This window comes from Nocardioides malaquae, assembly GCF_015070385.1.
Lineage (GTDB): Bacteria > Actinomycetota > Actinomycetes > Propionibacteriales > Nocardioidaceae > Nocardioides > Nocardioides malaquae.
The window spans coordinates 74,403-92,383 of sequence record NZ_JADCSA010000014.1; the positions used below are offsets into that span (position 1 = coordinate 74,403).

The 17,981-nt window shown below is 69.6% G+C and carries 13 protein-coding genes; 5 read left to right on the plus strand and 8 right to left on the minus strand.

From position 1 onward, the window contains the following. Window positions 1-11: 11 nt before the first annotated feature. Together IEQ44_RS13570 and IEQ44_RS13575 are read right to left on the minus strand one after the other, a co-directional pair. Entirely contained in the window at window positions 12-944 is a 933-nt protein-coding gene (locus IEQ44_RS13570; RefSeq protein WP_193639000.1) for an SCO4651 family lipoprotein, read from the minus strand. A 41-nt stretch (window positions 945-985) separates the two neighbouring features. Continuing rightward, on the minus strand, window positions 986-1,378 hold the full coding sequence (locus IEQ44_RS13575; RefSeq protein WP_193639001.1) for an RDD family protein: 393 nt from the start codon (window positions 1,376-1,378) through the stop codon (window positions 986-988). A gap of 180 nt (window positions 1,379-1,558) precedes the next feature. Here IEQ44_RS13575 and glnA point away from each other — a divergent pair, with 180 nt between their 5' ends. After that, complete coding sequence (glnA, locus tag IEQ44_RS13580) at window positions 1,559-2,977, plus strand: type I glutamate--ammonia ligase (RefSeq protein WP_193639002.1); 1,419 nt, start codon at window positions 1,559-1,561, stop codon at window positions 2,975-2,977. Between the two features lie 164 nt (window positions 2,978-3,141). Here glnA and IEQ44_RS13585 read toward each other — a convergent pair whose 3' ends face one another. Further along, window positions 3,142-4,704 (minus strand): glycosyltransferase, encoded by a 1,563-nt coding sequence (locus tag IEQ44_RS13585; protein WP_227487469.1) that lies wholly within the window; start codon window positions 4,702-4,704, stop codon window positions 3,142-3,144. On the opposite strand from IEQ44_RS13585, the gene IEQ44_RS13590 reads away from it, so the two are divergent. Next, a complete protein-coding gene (locus IEQ44_RS13590) occupies window positions 4,703-5,734 on the plus strand; it encodes a serine hydrolase domain-containing protein (protein ID WP_193639003.1) in 1,032 nt (343 codons plus the stop codon). The genes IEQ44_RS13585 and IEQ44_RS13590 overlap by 2 nt on opposite strands. 9 nt (window positions 5,735-5,743) lie before the next feature. Here the strand turns inward: IEQ44_RS13590 and IEQ44_RS13595 are convergent, their stop codons facing one another. Then, window positions 5,744-6,937, minus strand: a complete 1,194-nt coding sequence (locus IEQ44_RS13595; protein ID WP_193639004.1) for a hypothetical protein — start codon at window positions 6,935-6,937, stop codon at window positions 5,744-5,746. Window positions 6,938-7,089: 152 nt separating this feature from the next. Here IEQ44_RS13595 and IEQ44_RS13600 point away from each other — a divergent pair, with 152 nt between their 5' ends. From IEQ44_RS13600 to IEQ44_RS13610, 3 genes are all read left to right on the plus strand, one after another. Continuing rightward, on the plus strand, window positions 7,090-7,335 hold the full coding sequence (locus IEQ44_RS13600) for a response regulator transcription factor (protein WP_193639005.1): 246 nt from the start codon (window positions 7,090-7,092) through the stop codon (window positions 7,333-7,335). Window positions 7,336-7,412: 77 nt separating this feature from the next. After that, a complete protein-coding gene (locus IEQ44_RS13605) occupies window positions 7,413-9,188 on the plus strand; it encodes a calcium-binding protein (protein ID WP_193639006.1) in 1,776 nt (591 codons plus the stop codon). A gap of 85 nt (window positions 9,189-9,273) precedes the next feature. Further along, the gene (locus IEQ44_RS13610; RefSeq protein ID WP_193639007.1) at window positions 9,274-10,836 is read left to right on the plus strand and encodes a hypothetical protein; all 1,563 of its coding nucleotides are present in this window, start codon (window positions 9,274-9,276) and stop codon (window positions 10,834-10,836) included. A gap of 6 nt (window positions 10,837-10,842) precedes the next feature. Here the strand turns inward: IEQ44_RS13610 and IEQ44_RS13615 are convergent, their stop codons facing one another. The 4 genes from IEQ44_RS13615 to IEQ44_RS13630 all read right to left on the minus strand — a co-directional run bounded on the left by IEQ44_RS13615 (window position 10,843) and on the right by IEQ44_RS13630 (window position 17,814). After that, complete coding sequence (locus IEQ44_RS13615; RefSeq protein WP_193639008.1) at window positions 10,843-12,660, minus strand: hypothetical protein; 1,818 nt, start codon at window positions 12,658-12,660, stop codon at window positions 10,843-10,845. Window positions 12,661-12,777: 117 nt separating this feature from the next. Then, on the minus strand, window positions 12,778-16,239 hold the full coding sequence (locus IEQ44_RS13620) for a TM0106 family RecB-like putative nuclease (RefSeq protein ID WP_193639009.1): 3,462 nt from the start codon (window positions 16,237-16,239) through the stop codon (window positions 12,778-12,780). 82 nt (window positions 16,240-16,321) lie between these two features. After that, window positions 16,322-16,510, minus strand: a complete 189-nt coding sequence (locus IEQ44_RS13625) for an alkylphosphonate transporter (RefSeq protein ID WP_193639010.1) — start codon at window positions 16,508-16,510, stop codon at window positions 16,322-16,324. Further along, window positions 16,507-17,814: a vWA domain-containing protein gene (locus IEQ44_RS13630; protein WP_193639011.1), complete on the minus strand. Its 1,308-nt coding sequence runs from the start codon at window positions 17,812-17,814 to the stop codon at window positions 16,507-16,509. Before IEQ44_RS13630 ends, IEQ44_RS13625 begins: the two co-directional genes overlap by 4 nt. Window positions 17,815-17,981 lie beyond the last annotated feature (167 nt).

Sequence of the window (17,981 nt, forward strand, 5' to 3'; positions counted from 1 at the left end):
GCGACCCCGGCTCAGCCCTGAGGGGAGGTCGGCAGGTCGGGCATCTCCATCACGTCCGAGGCCGGCGGAGCCACGATGGTGACGGGCTTGCCCCACTGGGAGTAGGTGGCCACCGTGGTGCCGATGCCACCCATGTCGGTGCTCATGCGCCGGATCAGGCCTTCGTCGTCGAACCACATGTCCTGGTTGATCCGCTTGGGCGCCGGCCCCTCCGCACCTCCCCCGGCCTTCAGCGCAGAGGAGTCGAGCTGCAGGGTGTAGCGGTGCAGGGCCACGCCGTCGACCTGCTCGACCCCGCGGTAGGTGACCTCGCTCGCGTGCTCCGCGAAGCGGCGAGCGGTGGTCGACGGGTCGATGTTGGAGAGGTCGACGCCGGTGGCGGCGATCTGCTCCGCGGGTACCTTGACGAACTTGCCGCCGCTGAAGCCGGAGTCCATGTACATCCCGTCCTCGAGCAGCCGGATGTCAGCGGTGGTGCCGTCGGGGAGCGGCCCCCCGGTCATCTGGATCTGCATGAGGGGACTGTCGCCGGTGAAGTCGACCACTCCGGTGGTCTCGGACCTCATGTCCTGCAGGTCGCTGACCACGTCGACCCGGGCCGTGGTGGCGCGCTCGAAAGCGGCGTCGACGATGTCGGCGAAGTCAGCCGGGGTCAGCGGGTCACCCGCCTTGCCCTCCCCCACGGCTGCGCGGTCACCCGAGGGGGCGTCGTCGGTGGCATCGCCTGCCGAGTCCGAGCCACCGGGCTCGTCGGCGGGGTCGGTCTCACCGGCGTCGTCCGTGGCCGCGGAGTCCGACTTCCCGATCTCGGCTGCGTCGGAGCCGACCTCGGAGGAGTCCTGGGTCGCGTCGGGTTCGTCGCTGCCGCACGCGCTCAGGCTAAGGGCGACCGAGACCAGAAGGGCGGTGCCGGCGCGACGAGGAAGCATGGGTCGGTGGCGCATGGAGGGGCCTTTCGGGACGCGTACGAGCAGTCCCCCCGACCCTAGCGGGCAGGTCCTCGCAGGTCCTGCAGACGCACGACCGCAGAACCGACGGCCATGTCGTGCAGTCCTCGCCCGTCCGGACGGAAGACCAACGGCGGGATGACCAGGGCGACCAGCACCTGGCGTACGAGAGCCCGCAGCAGGTCGAGCGGGCGGGGGGTGCCGTCGTGGCGGATGACGCGCAGCTGGGTGGCCAGCTGGCCGAAGGAGCCGCCGGCGAGCGCCACCAGGAAGGTGGACTGCGCGACGAAGACGCCCAACGTGTAGGTGCCCGCCGCGGGGTTGTCGAGCCACCCGGCGGGACCGAGGAACAGCATGACCACACCGATGCTCGCGAACCAGTCGATGAGCAGGGCGAGGATGCGGCGACTCCACGAGGCGGTTTCGATCACCCGGCAAGGCTAACGACGTGACGTGGCACACCCCCGGGTCGGGCGTCTGTTACATGCCTGAAACAATCGGGATACGGTCGAGAAACGGCCGCCACGTAGGTTGCCGGGCAATCTGTGCACAGCAGCACCGATGCCACCGCCTGTCGAACGGTCGCTCACCGGGGCGATCAAGGAGGACGAATGTTCGCTGATCGCGACGCAATGTTGAAGTACATCAAGGACGAGGGCGTCGAGATGGTCGACGTCCGTTTCTGCGACCTCCCCGGCGTGATGCAGCACTTCACCGTGCCCGCGTCGTCATTCGACGAGTCGGTCTTCCGTGACGGCCTCGGTTTCGACGGATCGTCGATCCGTGGCTTCCAGGCGATCAACGAGTCCGACATGAACCTCTTCCCGGACCCGAGCACCGCCTACATCGACCCCTTCCGCGCCGCCAAGACGCTCGTGGTCAACATGTTCATCCACGACCCGATCACCGGTGAGCAGTACAGCCGCGACCCGCGCAACATCGCCAAGAAGGCGCTGGCCTACCTGAACTCCACCGGCATCGCCGACACCGCCTTCTTCGCTCCCGAGGCGGAGTTCTACATCTTCGACCAGGTGCGCTACTCCACCGGGGTGAACGAGTCGTACTACCACATCGACTCCGTCGAGGGCTGGTGGAACTCCGGCAAGGAGGGCGACAACCTCGGCTACAAGACCCGCCTCAAGGGCGGCTACTTCCCCGTCGCTCCCTACGACCACTACACCGACCTGCGCGACGTCATGGTGAAGAACCTCGAGGCCTCTGGCCTGCAGGTCGAGCGCGCGCACCACGAGGTCGGCACCGCGGGTCAGGCGGAGATCAACTACCGCTTCGACACGCTGCTCAAGGCCGCCGATGACGTGATGAAGTTCAAGTACATCATCAAGAACACCGCCTGGGAGGCCGGCAAGTCGGTCACCTTCATGCCGAAGCCCATCTTCGGCGACAACGGCTCGGGCATGCACGTGCACTCGTCGCTGTGGAACAACGGCGAGCCCCTCTTCTACGACGAGACCGGCTACGGCGGCCTCTCGGAGATGGCGCGCCACTACATCGGCGGCATCCTGCGCCACGCCCCGTCGCTGCTCGCGCTGACCAACCCGACGGTCAACTCGTTCCACCGCCTGGTGAAGGGCTTCGAGGCCCCGATCTCGCTGGTCTACTCCTCGCGCAACCGCTCGGCGTCGATCCGCATCCCGCTGACCGGCACCAACCCGAAGGCCAAGCGCGTCGAGGCCCGCTTCCCGGACCCGTCGGCCAACCCCTACCTGGCGTTCTCCGCGCTGCTGCTCGCCGGCATCGACGGGATCAAGAACAAGATCGAGCCGCCGGACCCGATCGACAAGGACATCTACGAGCTGCCGCCGGACGAGATGGCCGAGATCGACCAGGTGCCGACCTCGCTCGGTGCCGTCCTCGACGCCCTCGAGGACGACCACGACTACCTGACGGTCGGCAACGTCTTCACGCCGGACCTGATCGAGACGTGGGTGGACTACAAGCGCACCCAGGAGATCGAGCCGGTGCAGGCGCGTCCGCACCCGCACGAGTTCGAGCTCTACTACGACATCTGATTCCTGTCGTCACCCGAAGCCCCTGGCCCGCACCCCGTTGCAGGTCAGGGGCTTCGTCGTCGCCGCTCGTCAGGGCTGGTCAGACCAGTTGTGTGCACGAACAGGCTCGACACTCCGACAACGAAGCTGACTCGCGCACACAGCGCTCCCCCGGTGCCGCGCGCTCAGCCGCGGAGCAGCTCGGCGAAGAGCTCGGCGTACTGGATCAGGTGCCGGTCCCCCAGGTACTCCGCACGCACCCGCTCCTGCGCCCCGCCCCCGAGCCGCCTCGCCAGGTCGTCGTCGTTGAGGAGACTGGCGATCAGGTCGGCGAAGCCGGCCAGGTCGGTGGGGTCGCGCAGCAGCAGGCCGCTCTCACCGTCGACGACCTGGTCCTGGATGCCGCCGACCGCGGAGGCCACGACGGGCCGGCCCTTCCACATGGGCTCGGTCACGGTCAGGCCGAAGCCCTCGACGAGGCTCTTCTGCACCACGACCGAGGCATAGCTCTGCAGGGCGTTGACGAGGTGGGCGTTCTCGCCCTCGTCGTCCATGGGCAGCGACACCAGGTGCACCCGGGCGCGCACCTCGGGAGCGAGCGCCTTCCACAGGTCGACGCACTCGAAGAGCACCTCGGCGCCCTCGGGGTCGTCGCTGACACCGAGCACGTCGGGGCCGACCAGCACCAGGTGCGCGTCGTCGGGCAACGTGGCCAGATGGGTGGCGAAGGACGTGAGCACGCCGGCCATGTCCTTGAGCCGGTCCCACCGGCTGACCTGCAGCACCACGCGGGCATCCGCGGGCACGACCTCGCCGGCGACGAGCAGGTTGCCGTGGGACCGGACCGATCCGAGTGAACCGTCGCGGCGGCTGAAGGTCAGGCTGCCCAGGCCGGCGGGCAGGTCGACGAGGCCGGCACGGCGCAGGGTGGCGGTGACGTCGGCAGGCGCGAGGGGGATGTTCTTGGTGCTGAAGGGGTCGAGGGAGGGCGGGATGATGCGGGTGCGATGGCCCTCCAGCCACTCGGGCACGTAGGCGGGCCGGGAGAAGATGCTGGCGTCGGCGTCGCTGACGTAGGGCCTCAGGAAGTCCCAGGCCAGGTCGGTGGACTGGTTGGTCACGTCCCGACCCACGTGGCAGCGCCACACGACGTGGGCCCCCGACGTACGCAACCCCGCGGCGAGCGCCGCCGTCTGCGGGTCGTGGAGCAGCACGATGTCGCCCGGCTTGACCCAGGCGTTGAGGGTCTCGAGGTTGCTCGCGAGGACGGCTTCGTACTCGTCGCGCTCTGCCTGGCCGAGCGGACCGCCGTCGCCGGGCGAGCCGTGCAACAGGTTGTGGATGCGTTTGGTGATCCGGAAGAAGCGAGGGTTGCCGTCGAGCACCAGCCACCGCGCGTCCACCCCGGCGCCGCGGCTGTAGGCCAGCAGCGTGGTCAGCATCTCCGCGACCCCGCCCCCCGAGGCTGTCGCGTTGACGTTCCACACGACGCGCCCCTCCAGGGCGGTGCGCGCCGCCGCAGCCGTCGACTCGAGAACGGTCACACGGTCCGGCTCCAGGAACTGGGCCAGTCGTTGCAGCGGGACCGTCTCCACCCTCACCTCACGCATGCTCGATGGTGGCACTCCCGCGCCCGCAGGGGAAGAGTCTGCCCGGACGTCGGCGACGCGTGAGATCCTCGACCCCATGCGCCCCCACCTCCGAGGCTGGTCGGTCGCCGTCGCCTCCGCGGTTCTGGTCACGACCATGACTGCCACTGTCCCGTCGACCTCGGCCTCTTCATCTGCCGTAAACGACGTCGCAGCGGCGGGCGCCTCAAACGCGACGGTCGAGTCGGGGCGCAAGGCGAGGCGTACGCTCGTCAAGGAGGCGCGGGCGGCCGAGTCGCACTGCGTCGCGGTGGTGCGCAACGGCAAGACGGTCGTGAAGCGCGACCTCGCCCGTGACGTGTCAACCAGCGCAGGTTGGTCGATCACGAAGTCGGTGACGGCCCTGCTGGTCGGCATCGCCCAGGACCGCGGGATGTTGCGCCTCAACCACCGGGTGTCGCGCTACGTGCCGGCCTGGCGAGGGACGCCGTCGCGCAACGTCCGCATCCACCACCTGCTCGACAACACGTCGGGGCGGCAGTGGAGCGAGAAACTCGACTACGAACGGATGGCGGGCAAGGCACCCAACAAGACCCGGTTCGCCATCCGGCTGAAGCAGCAGCACCGGCCCGGCAAGGTGTGGGTCTACAACAACTCCGCGATCCAGGTGCTCGAGCAGGTGCTGGAGCGGGCCACCGGGCAGCCGGTCGCGGCGTTCGCGCAGCGCACCCTCCTCGGGCCGTTGGGCATGCGCCGGACCTCGATCCAGGCCGACGGCGCGGGCAACCCGATGCTCTTCGGCGGCATCACGACCACCTGCACCGACTTGCTGAGGCTGGGCGCCATGCTCGTCGACCGGGGCCGCTTCGAGGGTCGCAGGATCGTGTCGCGGGCCTACTGGAAGCGGGCGACGCAGCGCCCGAGCCAGCGCCTCAACACCGGCTACGGCCTGCTCTTCTGGATCAACGAGACGGGGCCGCTGCTGGGCTCGTTGCCCGGCGAGGAGGGCGAGGGCCCGCTGGTGCCGGGCGCCGGGCGCGACGCCTTCTGGGCGATCGGGCTCTTCAGCCAGCACCTCTTCGTCTCCCCGTCGAAGAAGGTTGTCGCCGTACGACTGGGGTTGGCGCCGCCATCGGGCACCTGGTCCTTGCAGCGCTTCGCCGAGCTGGCCTTGGCCGCCCGCCGCTGACACCAGGTGTCACTCCTGCGAGAACCACGCCTCGCAGACCGCGTGGACGTCCTCGCTGCCGAAGAGATACAGATCGACGGTGTCGGTGTCGTCGATGAACCACCGCACCCGCACCGGTCCGAGCCTGGTCTCCAGCACCACCTCGTCCTCGTCGTCGAGCGGCGCGGTGGCGATGACAGACCGCACTGCGGTGCCGAGCGGTCGCGCGAGCTCGCCGCCCAGCCGCCGCTTGAGGTGGGCGAAGAACGCCAGGAAGTCATCGAGGTCGAACGAGGTGGACCACTCGATCGCGTCGGCGGGCACCTGGGGCGCAGGGCGCTCCCCCACCCGGGCGTCCAACCGCTTGCGCGCGGCGGCGTGCTTGCTCTCCTTGCCGCGAGCGGCCTTCTGCGCCAGAAAGCTAGTCCACGGCATCTCCATCGTGCCCGGCGAGGCGGCCAGGTGCGCCTCCACCGAGGGCAGCGCGGGGTTGTGCGGCCGGACGAACCGGAAGGCCTCCGGGTCGAAGACCCGGCGCAGCGCCTCGCGACCCGACCCGTCGTCGGTGTCGATCCACGGCAACGGCGCCGTCCGCACCAGCACGCCGCCGCTTTCCAGAGTGCGCGCTCCGGGCGTACGCCCCAGGTCAGGGTGCGTGTGGCGGAAGGCCGGGCCGAAGTAGTTGAGCCAGTACACGCCCGGCAGCTGGTGGTCGATGAGGCTGAGGAGCCCGTTGGGGCGGCGGGCCTCGGCCACCACGTAGCCGTAGGCAGCGTCGACGGCGGTCACCAACTCCTCGAAGAGTGCCGCGGCCTCCTCCACCGCACCCTCTTCCGCCATCGTCGCCGCCAGCCAGTGCTGCTCGATCTTGTGGCCGTGGAGGTGGTAGACCCACGGATCGATGTGGTTCGGGCCACCGAGCTCGTGGGGTTCGCAGCTGTCGACGTGGCTGCCTGACCACGCTCCTCGTCCGTGGCTGAGGTCGATGTCGCCGCCCTCGTAGTCGGGCCATCGACCGTTGCGTCGCACCGTCAGCCAGTCCAGCGGGAAGCCGCGCTCGGCCACGAGGGCCTGCATCGAGTCGCCGACCTTGAGGCGCGCCGGGTCGCCGCCGACCCTGACCGGCCGGAGGTACGGGTGGGCGTCGAAGGCGCGCGCGACGGCGAGACCGTGCCCGAGGTCGAGGTCGGCGAATGAGCGGATGACGAGGTAGAGACCGTCCACGTTGAAACTGTGGCACCCATCTTCTTCGCCAAGGGGTTGATCGCCCCAAGACGCCCTTTGCGTCCGATGTGGACCGGCCCGAAGTTCGGTAGGGTGAGCACCGGATCACATCTGGCGACCGGACGTCCCGGTCTCGCGCTGGGGGGCGAGCGATGACTATCCACCTGCAGCAACCGGCACCAGCAGCCGTCGACCACCTGACGCCGCGTGAGCGCGAGGTGTGGTTGCTGGTGGCGCAAGGGTTGAACAACGCCGAGATCGCCGAGGAGCTCGTGGTCTCGCTTCCCACCGTGAAGTCGCACGTCGCGCAGCTGCTGCGCAAGACACAGTCGCGCGACCGAGTGCAGCTCGTCGTGCGCGCCTACACCCACGGCCGCCGTCGTCCGGAAGCACGCTGATCTCATCCTCGAGGCTGATGCCCGCAGCCCGGTCCGGCGATTGAATGTGAGATTCCGCCCTGACCTGGAGGATCGTCATGCAATCGCGCCCCGTCAGTCTCGTTGCCGTCGCGGTCCTGGCGGCGGCGAGCGTGCTCACCGCCAGCCCGGCCCAGGCCGCCACCACCGTCAGCCTCAGTGGCGGGGTGCTCACGGTGTCTCTGGGAGCCAACAACAACTTCGAGATCGGTGAGGACTACGACACCGGCGGTCACACCGTGCAGGACTACAACAACGAGCTGGACTCCGTGCCGGGGTGCACGCGGGAGGAGTGGGCCTCCGCCTGGACGTGCCTCGGGATCACCCTGGTGAAGCTGACGGGCACGAGCGGTGTCGACACCGTGCAGCTCCAGGGTGACTTCGCGGTGGAAGCTCGACTCGGTGCCGGGAACGACGACCTGTACGCCTCGGAGAACCGTCAGGTCACGGCGTACGGGGAGGGCGGCAACGACTACATCAGCGTCGACACCTACGAGCAGCCCAACCCGCTCGGGAGCCACCTCGACGGCGGTGACGGCGACGACAGGATCTACGCGGCGACAGGCGACGACACCTTAGTGGGTGGTGCCGGCAACGACCTTCTGGAAGGCGACGCGGGAGACGACAACCTCCAGGGCGGGGACGGTCAGGACGAGCTCTACGGCGATGGCCAGGACGGCGGCACCCGCGACACCGACGGCGACGATTTCCTCGACGGCGGAGCTGGCGACGACACGTTGGTGGGGAGCGGCGGCGCGGACACCTTCCGCGGCGGATCCGGGACCGACGTCGTCAGTTATGAGGGGGCCTACGACTACAACATCAACCGCACCTTCTCGGCCACCCTCGACACGGTCGCCAACGACGGCGAGGCCGGCGAGGGCGACAACATCGACGCCGACGACAGCGTCGAGAACATCACCCTGCCGGGCTACGGCAACTGGACCACGATGAACGTGGTGGGCAACGACGGACCCAACGTCATCGACGGCAGCCCCTCCGGCGCGATCACCATCGAAGGCCGTGGCGGTGACGACACCATCACCGGTGGGTCAGGGGCGACGGGAAGCTCCAAGAAGGTCTACGGCGGCGACGGCAGCGACACGATCTACATGTGGGGGCCCGGCGTCCACATCGACGGCGGTCCGGGCAACGACAACCTCAAGGGGCACGACGGCAACGACACCATCATCGGCGGCCCCGGCGTGGATTCGATCGACGGGCAGAAGGGCAACGACACGATCGACTCAGTCGACTCCGAGGTCGACGCCGTCGAATGCGGCGAAGGCGCCGACACCGTGCGGGCCGACGCCGTGGACGTCACCAGCTTCACCTGTGAGTCCGTGACCGTCGTCGAGGGCCCTGCCCCGACGCCCACTCCGACCTCTGCTCCGACGCCGACAAGTGCTCCGACCCCGACAAGTGGTCCGACCCCGACGAGTGGTCCGACCCCGACCCCGGGACCGACGACCCCGCCGACGCCGTCGCCCACGAGCTCGCCCACCACCTCACCGACTCCCACGGGCAAGGTGACCTACAGAGTCCCGAAGAAGATGAAGCCCACCAAGAAGGGCGTCTTCAAGGTCAAGGCCCAGAGCACCTACGGCAACGTCGTGAAGGTGCGCGTGGTGGCCACGTCGGCCAAGCCCAAGATGACCGTGGCGAAGAAGACCGCCAAGGTGCGGGGCAAGAACGCGGTGATCACGCTCAAGCTCACCAAGAAGGCGTTGCGGACGCTCAAGGCGAAGAAGCGCCTCAAGGTCAAGCTCGTCTTCACGATCACGAAGGGCGGCAAGGGCCGGACGGTCCGGAAGACGGTGCTGCTGCGGCGCTGATGCGGCCCCGTTGCTGCCCGGACGGGCTTGGTGCGGCACCGGTGCACTGATGCGCCGCGGCGGATCCGGGGGTACGGTCGTCGGCGTGCGTCCTCTGCGAACTCTCCTGGTCACCGCCCTGACGCTCGTCGTCGTGCCGTCGGGGCTCGCGCCCGCCCACGCCACCGACGAGGCCACGATCACCGGGGTGGCCCGTGACCCCGACGGCACGCCCCTGCCCAACGTCACGTGGACGATCCACGCCTACGAGGACGGCGAATGGACCTCCCCGTTGCAGTTCGGGCCGAGGTTGACCGACGGCCAGGGACGCTTCGAGTGGGAGATGCCGCTCGGTGGGCAGTACCGCGTCTGCTTCCACGACACCTACTACGGCAACGCCACCACACCGGGCAGCTACTGGCAGCCCGAGGTCCGGCACCGGGACACCTGTTGGCCCAACGCGACGTCGGTGGAGTCGGCGCAGACCTGGACGCCGACGGCACGCGACTCGTCCAAGACCTTTGCGGTGACCATGCCGGTGCAGGGCCTGGGGATGGCGCCGGTGGATCCGTTCATCGTCGGCACCTACGAGATCGGCGAACCCCTCACGATCGTGGGGCAGGAGGGCTGGCGGCCGACGAACGCCACCTTCAGCTACCAGTGGTGGTCCTCCACCGACGGTCCGGCGGCACCGATCCCGGGCGCGACCGGGGCGACGTACGTGCCGACGCCCGCGGACGAGGGCAAGTGGGTCTACGCCCAGGTGACGGCGAGCCGCCCCGGTTACAAGCCGGCCGCGCTGGTGACACCGCTCTCCCGGGCCGGGGGCGTGCACGTACGCCCCACCTCGCCGCTGGCGATCACCGGCGACGCCGTGGCGGGTGGCACCCTGACGGCCTCCTTCGGCCGACCCGGGAACACCTACAGCGAGATCGACTGGTTCGTCGACGGTGTCCCGCAGCCGGAGCACAAGACGTACGACAGTGACCGCGCCACCTTCCCGGTGGCCGGTGCCCACGCGGGTGCCCGGGTCGAGGCGCGGATGCGGATCTACCGCCGGGACGCCGAGGGGCACTACGTGGACGGCTCGGACGCCTCCCAGCGGGCCCAGGTCCAGGTGGCGGGTGAGCGTCGCGCCCAGCCGCTGCCCCCGGCTCCTGCCCCTGCCGGCGAGCCGGCGATTGGTCGGACGTTGGCGGCCCCGTCGGTGACGGCCGACCCGGCGGCGACGGTCCAGCACCAGTGGATCCGCGGCGGGAAGGCCGTCAAGGGTGCCACCTCGCCGCGTTACAAGCTCACGAAGGCAGACCTGGGCAAGAAGGTGAAGGTCGAGGTCACCGTCACCCGCCCGGGTTGGTGGGGCACCTACGTCACCACCTCGGAGGGCACGGTCGCCAAGCGGGCCCTGAAGAAGGGCAATGTCAAGGTTGTCGGCAAGGCGCGGGTCGGCCAGAAGCTCAAGGCCCGCACCCCGGGGTGGGGGCCGAAGCCGGTGAAGATCCGCTTCCAGTGGCTGCGCAACGGTAAGGCGATCAAGGGCGCGAAGAAGAAGGCCTACAAGATCAAGAAGGCCGACCGCGGCAAGAAGTTGAAGGTCCGCGTGACGGTGAAGAAGCCCATGTTCGCCACCGTCACGAAGACCAGCAAGGGACGCAAGGTCAGGCGCTGACCCGGATCAGTCGAGGGGCGGCTTCTCGTCATGGGTGCCGACGTGCCAGAACTCGACCTCCCCGCCGTTCAGCCGCCAGAAGTGCAGGCGGCGCGCTGAGGCCGTGTTGGTCTGCAGGTTGGCCCGCCACAACGTGGCTCCGTCACCGCGATGCACGGCGGGGGCACCGCCTCCGTCGGACTCGCGGTACTGGTGCAGGCCCCGGCCGGCCAACTCCTGGGCTCGCCCGGTGAGCACCTCGAAGGCGACGTCGGCGACCTTCTCGTCCGAGATGCCGTCGAGGCGTTCGAGGCTGGTCAGGAAGTGCGGACCGATGCGGTAGTCGGGCAGTGGCATCGCCGCCTGCTCGGCCAACGGCGTACGCGTCGCCCACGCGGTGAGGACGGCATACCGGAAGCGCTGCTCGGCGTCGGCGAAGGCAGGGCGCGTGGCTTCGGGGGCGGGTCGCTTGGCCTTGCGCAGCCGCACCCGCTGGTCGGCCAGCTGTTTCTCCAGGTGGGCGGTGCGCCGTTCGAGGTGGGCGCGCTCCTGCCGGAGCAGACCGACCTCCTGGCGGTAACCGTCGAGTTGGCTGCGCAGGTCGTCGATCTCTCGTCGCATCTGCTCCAGCGCACCTGTTGGCGCGGGTGCCGGGGCGGCGACCGGTGGGGCTGGTGGAGCAGGTGCGTCGGGCACGGTCGGTGGTGCCGGCGGCGCGAGGTGACGTCGGCGGGGGTCGAACATCATCGGGCTGGGCCGTGGCGTCGGGGCAGGTGGTTCCGACGGCACCGGCGCGACCGGCGCGGGAGCCGTCTCCTCGTGGCGCGGTGGCGCTGTCGGCGCCGCGGTCGATGGCCTCGCCTCGGGCGGGGGTGCGAGGTCAGGCTCAGGGGTGGGTGGCTCCCACTGGACGGGGTCGTCGACCGGCGGCTGCAGCCACGGCGGGCCACCTCGCAGCAGGCTGACGGCGACGGCCGGCTCCTCGTCGTCGTCGACGTCGAGGAGGCTCAGGCGCCACTCGGGTCCGGTGGCGGTGAGCCGTGCGGCGACAACCTCGCCGCGGGTGAGGAGCGTACGCAGGTCGTCGCGGTCGTTGCCGGTGACCTCGTCGCGGCCGATGACGACGGGCACGAGCGGGTGCACGAAGAGCTCGGCGCTCGCCTCCCGCACCTCGCCGACCTCGGCGAGCACCACCTCGCCGACCTGGTAGGCGGTCAAGGCGACCGCAGGCGCCAGTGCCAACTCACGTAGGTCGAACCACGAGGTGGCGGGGTCGAACCAGCCGGACACCGGTTGGCCCTTCACCAGGACACGTTCGACCGGAAGACCCGGCACCGCCAGAGCGGGACTGACGTTGCCAAGACCGCCGCTGGTGAGTTTGACCAAGGCTCGGTCAGCAACGATCCCGGCGACCACCCCCTCGCAGTGCGTGCGCCGTCTCTTGTCGTCCTCTGCCTTCACGCCTGCGAGCGCCGCCATCGTCATGGCGTCGTCGATGAGGTGGTCGGTGGCGCGGCGCCCGTCGTCTGCGTCGTAGGCGAAGCGAAGCGGGGATGCCTGGGGGTTGGTGGCCCATGCGTGACCCGGTGGATAGACCCGACCGGCGCCGCCGAAGACCTGGGTCATCGGCGGCATTGCCGTGGAGAACGCCCAGGTGAACGCACCGGTGGGCATCAGCACCACCTCGGCGAGGTCGCCGACCTGCCGTTCGACCTCCGCCGCGTCGATCCACGGTTCGGGGCCGCCCGACGGTGTGGTGACGACGACGATCGGCCGGTCACGGTCACCGCCGTTCAACCGGTCAGCGAGCGCCTTCGCCGCTTCCTCCGTCTCCACCCTCTGCATGCCCCAGCACGCTAGCGCGGACCACCGACAAACGGACCGAAGCGGGAAACTCGGTGCGGGCGATGCCCAGACGGGGGCGCTCCGTCTTCGGAAGGCCCCCGCGTCAACGGTCCCGGGTCACCCCCGGCAGAGCCCGATGAACGCCCCCAACTCCTCGACTCCCTTGGCGCTGCGGGGCATGTAGGACGTCAGCGCGTGCGAACGGATGACAACCGCCTTCCACTGGGCACGGGAGACGGCCACGTTGACCCGGTTGCGACTCAGCACGAAGCCCATCCCCCGCGGCACGTCGCCGTGGGACGAGGCGGTCATGGAGACCAAGGCGATGGGAGCTTCCTGACCTTGGAACTTGTCGACGGTGCCGACCCGGACGCCGGTGAGCCCGGCGGCGTCGAGGGCGGCGCGGATGAGCTGGACCTGGGCGTTGTAGGGCGCGACGACGAGGAAGTCGCCTGGCTCGAGTGGCCGCGGGGCGCGGCTGTCGTCGGGGTCGTGCCAGGTCCGGCCGAGGTGCGCCTGAACCTGGGTGACGACCTCGTCGGCCTCGGCGGGCGACTCGGTGCGACACCCGGTGTGGGCGACATGGACGACCTCGAGGCCGGGCTCGGTGCCGTCGAGGCGGCGCTGGGGTGCGGTGGCGGAGACGTGCAGCCGGTTCTCGTAGGACAGCCGCGACACCTTGGTGGTCAGCGCGGGGTGCATCCTGAAGGTCTCACCCAGGAAGTAGCCGTACGCCTCATCGAGGGTCTCGCTGCCTTCCATCAACCAGCCGAGGGCGGAGGTGTCGACGGGTTCGGCGTGGCTGCCTTTGCTGACCTGCGGCAGCTGTTGTGGGTCACCGAGCAGCAGGAGCCGCTTCCCGGCGACGGAGGCGGCCAGCGTGGCGGCGAGGGAGAACTGCCCGGCTTCGTCGACGACGATCAGGTCGAGGGTGTCGCGCGGGATGGTGGTGGGGTTGGCGAAGTCGAAGACGGTGCCGCCGACGACGCACCCGCCGGCCTGTTCCTCCAGCCACGGCGCGACCTTCTGGAGCTCGGTCCAGGTGGCGGTGTTGCTCTTGGTCTTGGCCTTGCCGACAAGCCCGGGGTCGAGCCCGGCCTTCACCACTCCGGCCAGCATGTTTTCGACGACGGCGTGCGACTGGGCGACGACGCCGACCCGCCAGCCATGCTGTTTCACGAGCGTACGCACGACCCGGGACCCGCTGTAGGTCTTGCCGGTGCCGGGTGGCCCCTGGATGGCGACGTAGGAGTCGTCCATGGCGAGCAGGGCGCCGACGACGTCGTCGATCATGTGGCCGCTGCGGGGCAGGGCCGCGCCGGCGTGCGTACGTGGGGTGCGGCGGGCCAGCAGGTCGAGCACGGCGCGCTCCGGCAGCGAGGGGGCAGCGTCGGCGGCGGAGCAGACCTCCGTGATGGCGACCTGGAGGTTGGTGCTTCGCGGCGGTGGTCCGGGCACGAGCGCGACGGGGTGGGCGGAGTGGACGGCGTCGGGCTTGCAGCTCTCGGTGATCGTGATGACCCGCGGGTCGTCGGGGTCGCGAGTGATGTCCACGCCGCAGGCCGTGAAGGGCGCCCGCTCGGGTCCGAAGCCCTGGCTGGGGCCGGGCACGGCGTAGACGGCCTGCACCTGGTCGGCTTCCTTGCTGCCCGGAGACCAGTCGCCGACGACGCGCAGGACGCGGCGCGAGTTCGTCGCCCTCCCTTCGGGGACGGCCCACTCCTGGAGGACCTCGACGGCCTCGATGCAGAAGACGTCGCGGTGGCCGACCCATTCGTCGAGGGGGTGGGAGAGCCGCTCAAGGTGCTCCCACCAGTACTGCTTGTCCTCGCGGCGGTGGTAGTCCAGCGCGTTGGCGAGCATCGCGTAGGCCTGTTGCTCGGGCGTACGGTCCTTGCGGATCGTGGGGCCGGAGCGGGCCATCAGGTGATCGAAGAGCGGGTCCTCCACCACCACGCCAGCGCTGGCCGACTCAGCGGGCGCGGTGGGCTCAGCATCTTCCGCTGCGCTGGGCGTGATCTGACCGCGGACGCCTGCCTCGGCGGCGCGCTCCAGCAGCCAGTCACGCAGTCGCAGGGTGGAGAGGCAGTCGTACTCGTTGTAGTCGGCGAGCGCGGCCTCGCGCTTGGCAGCCTTCTCGGGCTGGTCGCTGATCCAGTCGCGGTACTCGTGGTAGGCGAGCACGGAGGCAGCGCCGTCGCCGACGGCGTCCTCGTCGTCGGAGCGCAGCTCGTCGCCCATGTAGAGCGGTTCGAGCTTCTTGATGCTGTAGGAGGGTTGGGAGACGCGGATGGCGCCCTTGACGGTCGCGAAGAGGTCGACGAACACGCCGGCACGCAGCAGGTCGTCGAGCTCGTCCTCCTTGACCTGGTAGCGCATGGCGAGGCGCTTGAGCGCGGTGGTCTCGTAGGGCGCGTAGTGGTAGACGTGCAGGTCGGGGTGGAGGGCGCGGCGTTCGTTGACGAGGTCGACGAACTGGGTGAACGCGTCGCGTTCCTGGGCGCGGGTGTGCGCCCAGATCGGCAGGTATTTCTCGTCGGTGTCGAGCACGCCCCACAGGTATTCAAGGCCGACGACGCGGGGGTCGCCCTCGTCGTACATCGGGTCACCCTCAAAGTCGAAGAAGAGGTCGCCCTGCGACGGGGCGGGCATCCGGGCGAGGGTGTCAGCGGCGTCGGGCTTGAGCTCGTAGGTGACGGGGGCGTCGTCACCGCCACTCATCTGCTTCCACTGCAGGGCGGCCTGGGCACGGAGCCGTTCGAAGGTGGCGGGCGCGATCTGCTCAGGTCGAGTCGTGGCGGTGGCGAGGTCCTGGACGGTGCGGACCCCGACCTCGTGGAGGCGACGGCGGTGCTCGACGCTCAGTCCGGCAACGAGCAGCACGTCGTCGGTGTCGGTAATGGCGGCCTGACACTCGGCGCAACGGCCGCAGGCGACGTAGCGCTCGTCGCCCCACGCCACGGGCACTCCCCCGGACCGGTGGGTGCCGAGCAGGTGGCGCAACCGGTCGCGGCGTTCGTGGAACACCCCGCGCACGTCGTCGACGCGGAAGGTGACCCGTTCGCCGTTGCCGAGCAGCAGCGCGACCTCGGGGGCGAGCGGGACGCCCATGCGTTCGACCTGGTCGGCGTACGCCCCCAGTTGCACCAGCGCCTTCGGCTTGGCGGAGCGCGCGAGCTTGGCGTCTGCGACGAGCCAGCCGGCGTCCGTACGCTCCACGAAGTCGGCGTAGCCGAAGAACTCACCGTCGCTGAAGGCCGCCTGGTGGATGACGTCGGCGTCCCCCTCCAACGCAGCCAGCGTGGCCGCGTGGGCGGCCGCCAGCTTCGCCGCGGTGTAGGGCGGCTCCACGGGCGGCAGCGACACGACGTGTTGCTCGGCCCTGTAGGCGCTCAGCAGCCGCTCCTCGTGCACGTCACCGAGGGTCGCGATGTGGTCCATGAACGGATCGCCGGCGTCCTCGAGCGCCTCGACCCGGCCCAGCTTCTGGTCGAGGGTGCGCAGCAACCGGTATTCACACTCGGCTGCAGCGGTGAGGTCGGAGGCGCTCCAGTGGAGTGCGTCATCGATGAGGAACACGGGCGTCCTGCCTTCGTCGGTCGGGGCTGGTGGCAGCCTGTCAGAGGGCGGGGACCTTGGCCTCCGGTTCCTCTGTCGTCGGTTATGGATTCCAGCTGTACTCGCAGTTCTCGCAGTAGCGAGATCGGCTCTCCGGAGTGACGACGCAGCCGACAAATTTCACCCACTCCGGCGTCGACTCCCCGGGCGGAAACACGGGCATGCCGAACACGAGGTGGTTGACCTGCCCACTGCCACACTCGGGGCAGACGCCCCGCTCTCGCTTCGTCATGCGTCACCCTCTCCGTTGGCGAACGGGTCGGGGCGCACCGTGCGACCGCGCTTGCGGCTGCTGCGGTGGTAGGACTCCCGACTCATCTTCGAGATGTAGGCGGAGCCGACGACACCGGTGGTCTGGCTGTAGCCCTCCAGGTGGGAGACCTCGTCGATCTCGGCGCGGATCTCTGGCTTGAGCTCTTCCGGTGCCGCCTCCAAGGACGCCGTCAAACGCGCCTTGGTCTGCCCGATCAGGCGCTGGCCGGTCTCGAACTCGCCGCGCTCGAAGGCCTCGGAGGCCTGACGCTTCACGTCCTGGGCCTCCTGGAAGAGCACCTCGGAGTGGACGGTCGGGTGAGGCACACGGCCCGCTGCCTCGTCGCCGGGCACGACGTTGACAGTGATCGGCAGCGAGGCGACGTGCTCGATGAGGGCGGGCAGCTCGACGTGAGCCAGCTCCAGGGTGGCGATCTTCGCGAGCCCGAGCGCAGCCATGGCGGGCACCTTGAACTTCACCAGGACCTTGCGGGTCTCCTCCGCGTAGAGGTCACCGAGCTCGACCATGACCTGACCGTCACCGATCTGGGTCGCGGGCAGGTCGTTGTAGAGCCGGAGGAACTCCACCTGGGGCGCGAAGGTGATCGTCAGCGACAGCGCCTGCACCACCTTGTTGAGCAACCCGTCGACCTCACCGGCGATGGCAGCCCCCGCCGCATCGGGGTTGTCGGCGAAGACGTGGTTGCCCGAACCGGAGCGAGCGATCCCCGCGAGCAGCGTCTCGTCGTAACCACGGCCGTACCCGAGCGTGGAGGTGACGATCTTCTCGCCGTACGCCTTCGCCGTGATCGAGGCGAACTCATCGACCCCGCGGATGCCGGCGTTGACGTGGCCGTCGGAGATGACGAGCACGGTGCCGCCCGTGTCGCCTGCGACCCGGCGGATCTCGCGCAGTCCGCGCAGGTAGCCGGCCGACAGGTCGGTGGTCCCGCCGGCGTCGATGCCCTCGATGCGCTGGACGACGGCTTCCTTGTCCGTCAACGAACCGGCCGGCACGACGACCTGGGCGGAGTCGTCAAAGGTGACGAGGCCGAAGTTGTCCGTGGGCTCCAACCGTCGGACGAGCGCGATCAGCGCCTTCTTGGCCCCCTCCAGCGGGGCGCCCTGCATGGAGCCCGAGCGGTCGAGGACGACCTGCAGGGAGGCCTGGGGGCGGGTGGCCGATGCCGGCGCGGGCGGCGCCACCACCTCGAGCAGGACAGCGACCTCGTCGGCGGCCTCGTGGGCGACGACGTTGACGTCGAGCAGTGCGTTGATCTTCATGCGTGGCTCCTTTCAGAGCGGTTCTCACCGGTGCTGCCCAGGTCCCCCGAAAGACGCCGTCCAGCGATGTGTTCATCCTTGCCGTGACCACCGACAGTAATGATGAGAACCGCCCGCGGCGGTCGTGGCTCGTCTCATCCGACTGACGTCCTGCTGGACTGTCTTTC

What these genes read in the sequence shown, in the direction of transcription:
- IEQ44_RS13570 (WP_193639000.1), bottom strand. Translation starts at nt 944, where the DNA reads ATGCGCCACCGACCCATGCTTCCTCGTCGCGCCGGCACCGCCCTTCTG.
- glnA (WP_193639002.1), top strand. Translation starts at nt 1,559, where the DNA reads ATGTTCGCTGATCGCGACGCAATGTTGAAGTACATCAAGGACGAGGGC.
- IEQ44_RS13590 (WP_193639003.1), top strand. Translation starts at nt 4,703, where the DNA reads ATGACTGCCACTGTCCCGTCGACCTCGGCCTCTTCATCTGCCGTAAAC.
- IEQ44_RS13585 (WP_227487469.1), bottom strand. Translation starts at nt 4,704, where the DNA reads ATGGTCGTGACCAGAACCGCGGAGGCGACGGCGACCGACCAGCCTCGG.
- IEQ44_RS13600 (WP_193639005.1), top strand. Translation starts at nt 7,090, where the DNA reads ATGACTATCCACCTGCAGCAACCGGCACCAGCAGCCGTCGACCACCTG.
- IEQ44_RS13605 (WP_193639006.1), top strand. Translation starts at nt 7,413, where the DNA reads ATGCAATCGCGCCCCGTCAGTCTCGTTGCCGTCGCGGTCCTGGCGGCG.
- IEQ44_RS13615 (WP_193639008.1), bottom strand. Translation starts at nt 12,660, where the DNA reads ATGCAGAGGGTGGAGACGGAGGAAGCGGCGAAGGCGCTCGCTGACCGG.
- IEQ44_RS13625 (WP_193639010.1), bottom strand. Translation starts at nt 16,510, where the DNA reads ATGACGAAGCGAGAGCGGGGCGTCTGCCCCGAGTGTGGCAGTGGGCAG.
- IEQ44_RS13630 (WP_193639011.1), bottom strand. Translation starts at nt 17,814, where the DNA reads ATGAAGATCAACGCACTGCTCGACGTCAACGTCGTCGCCCACGAGGCC.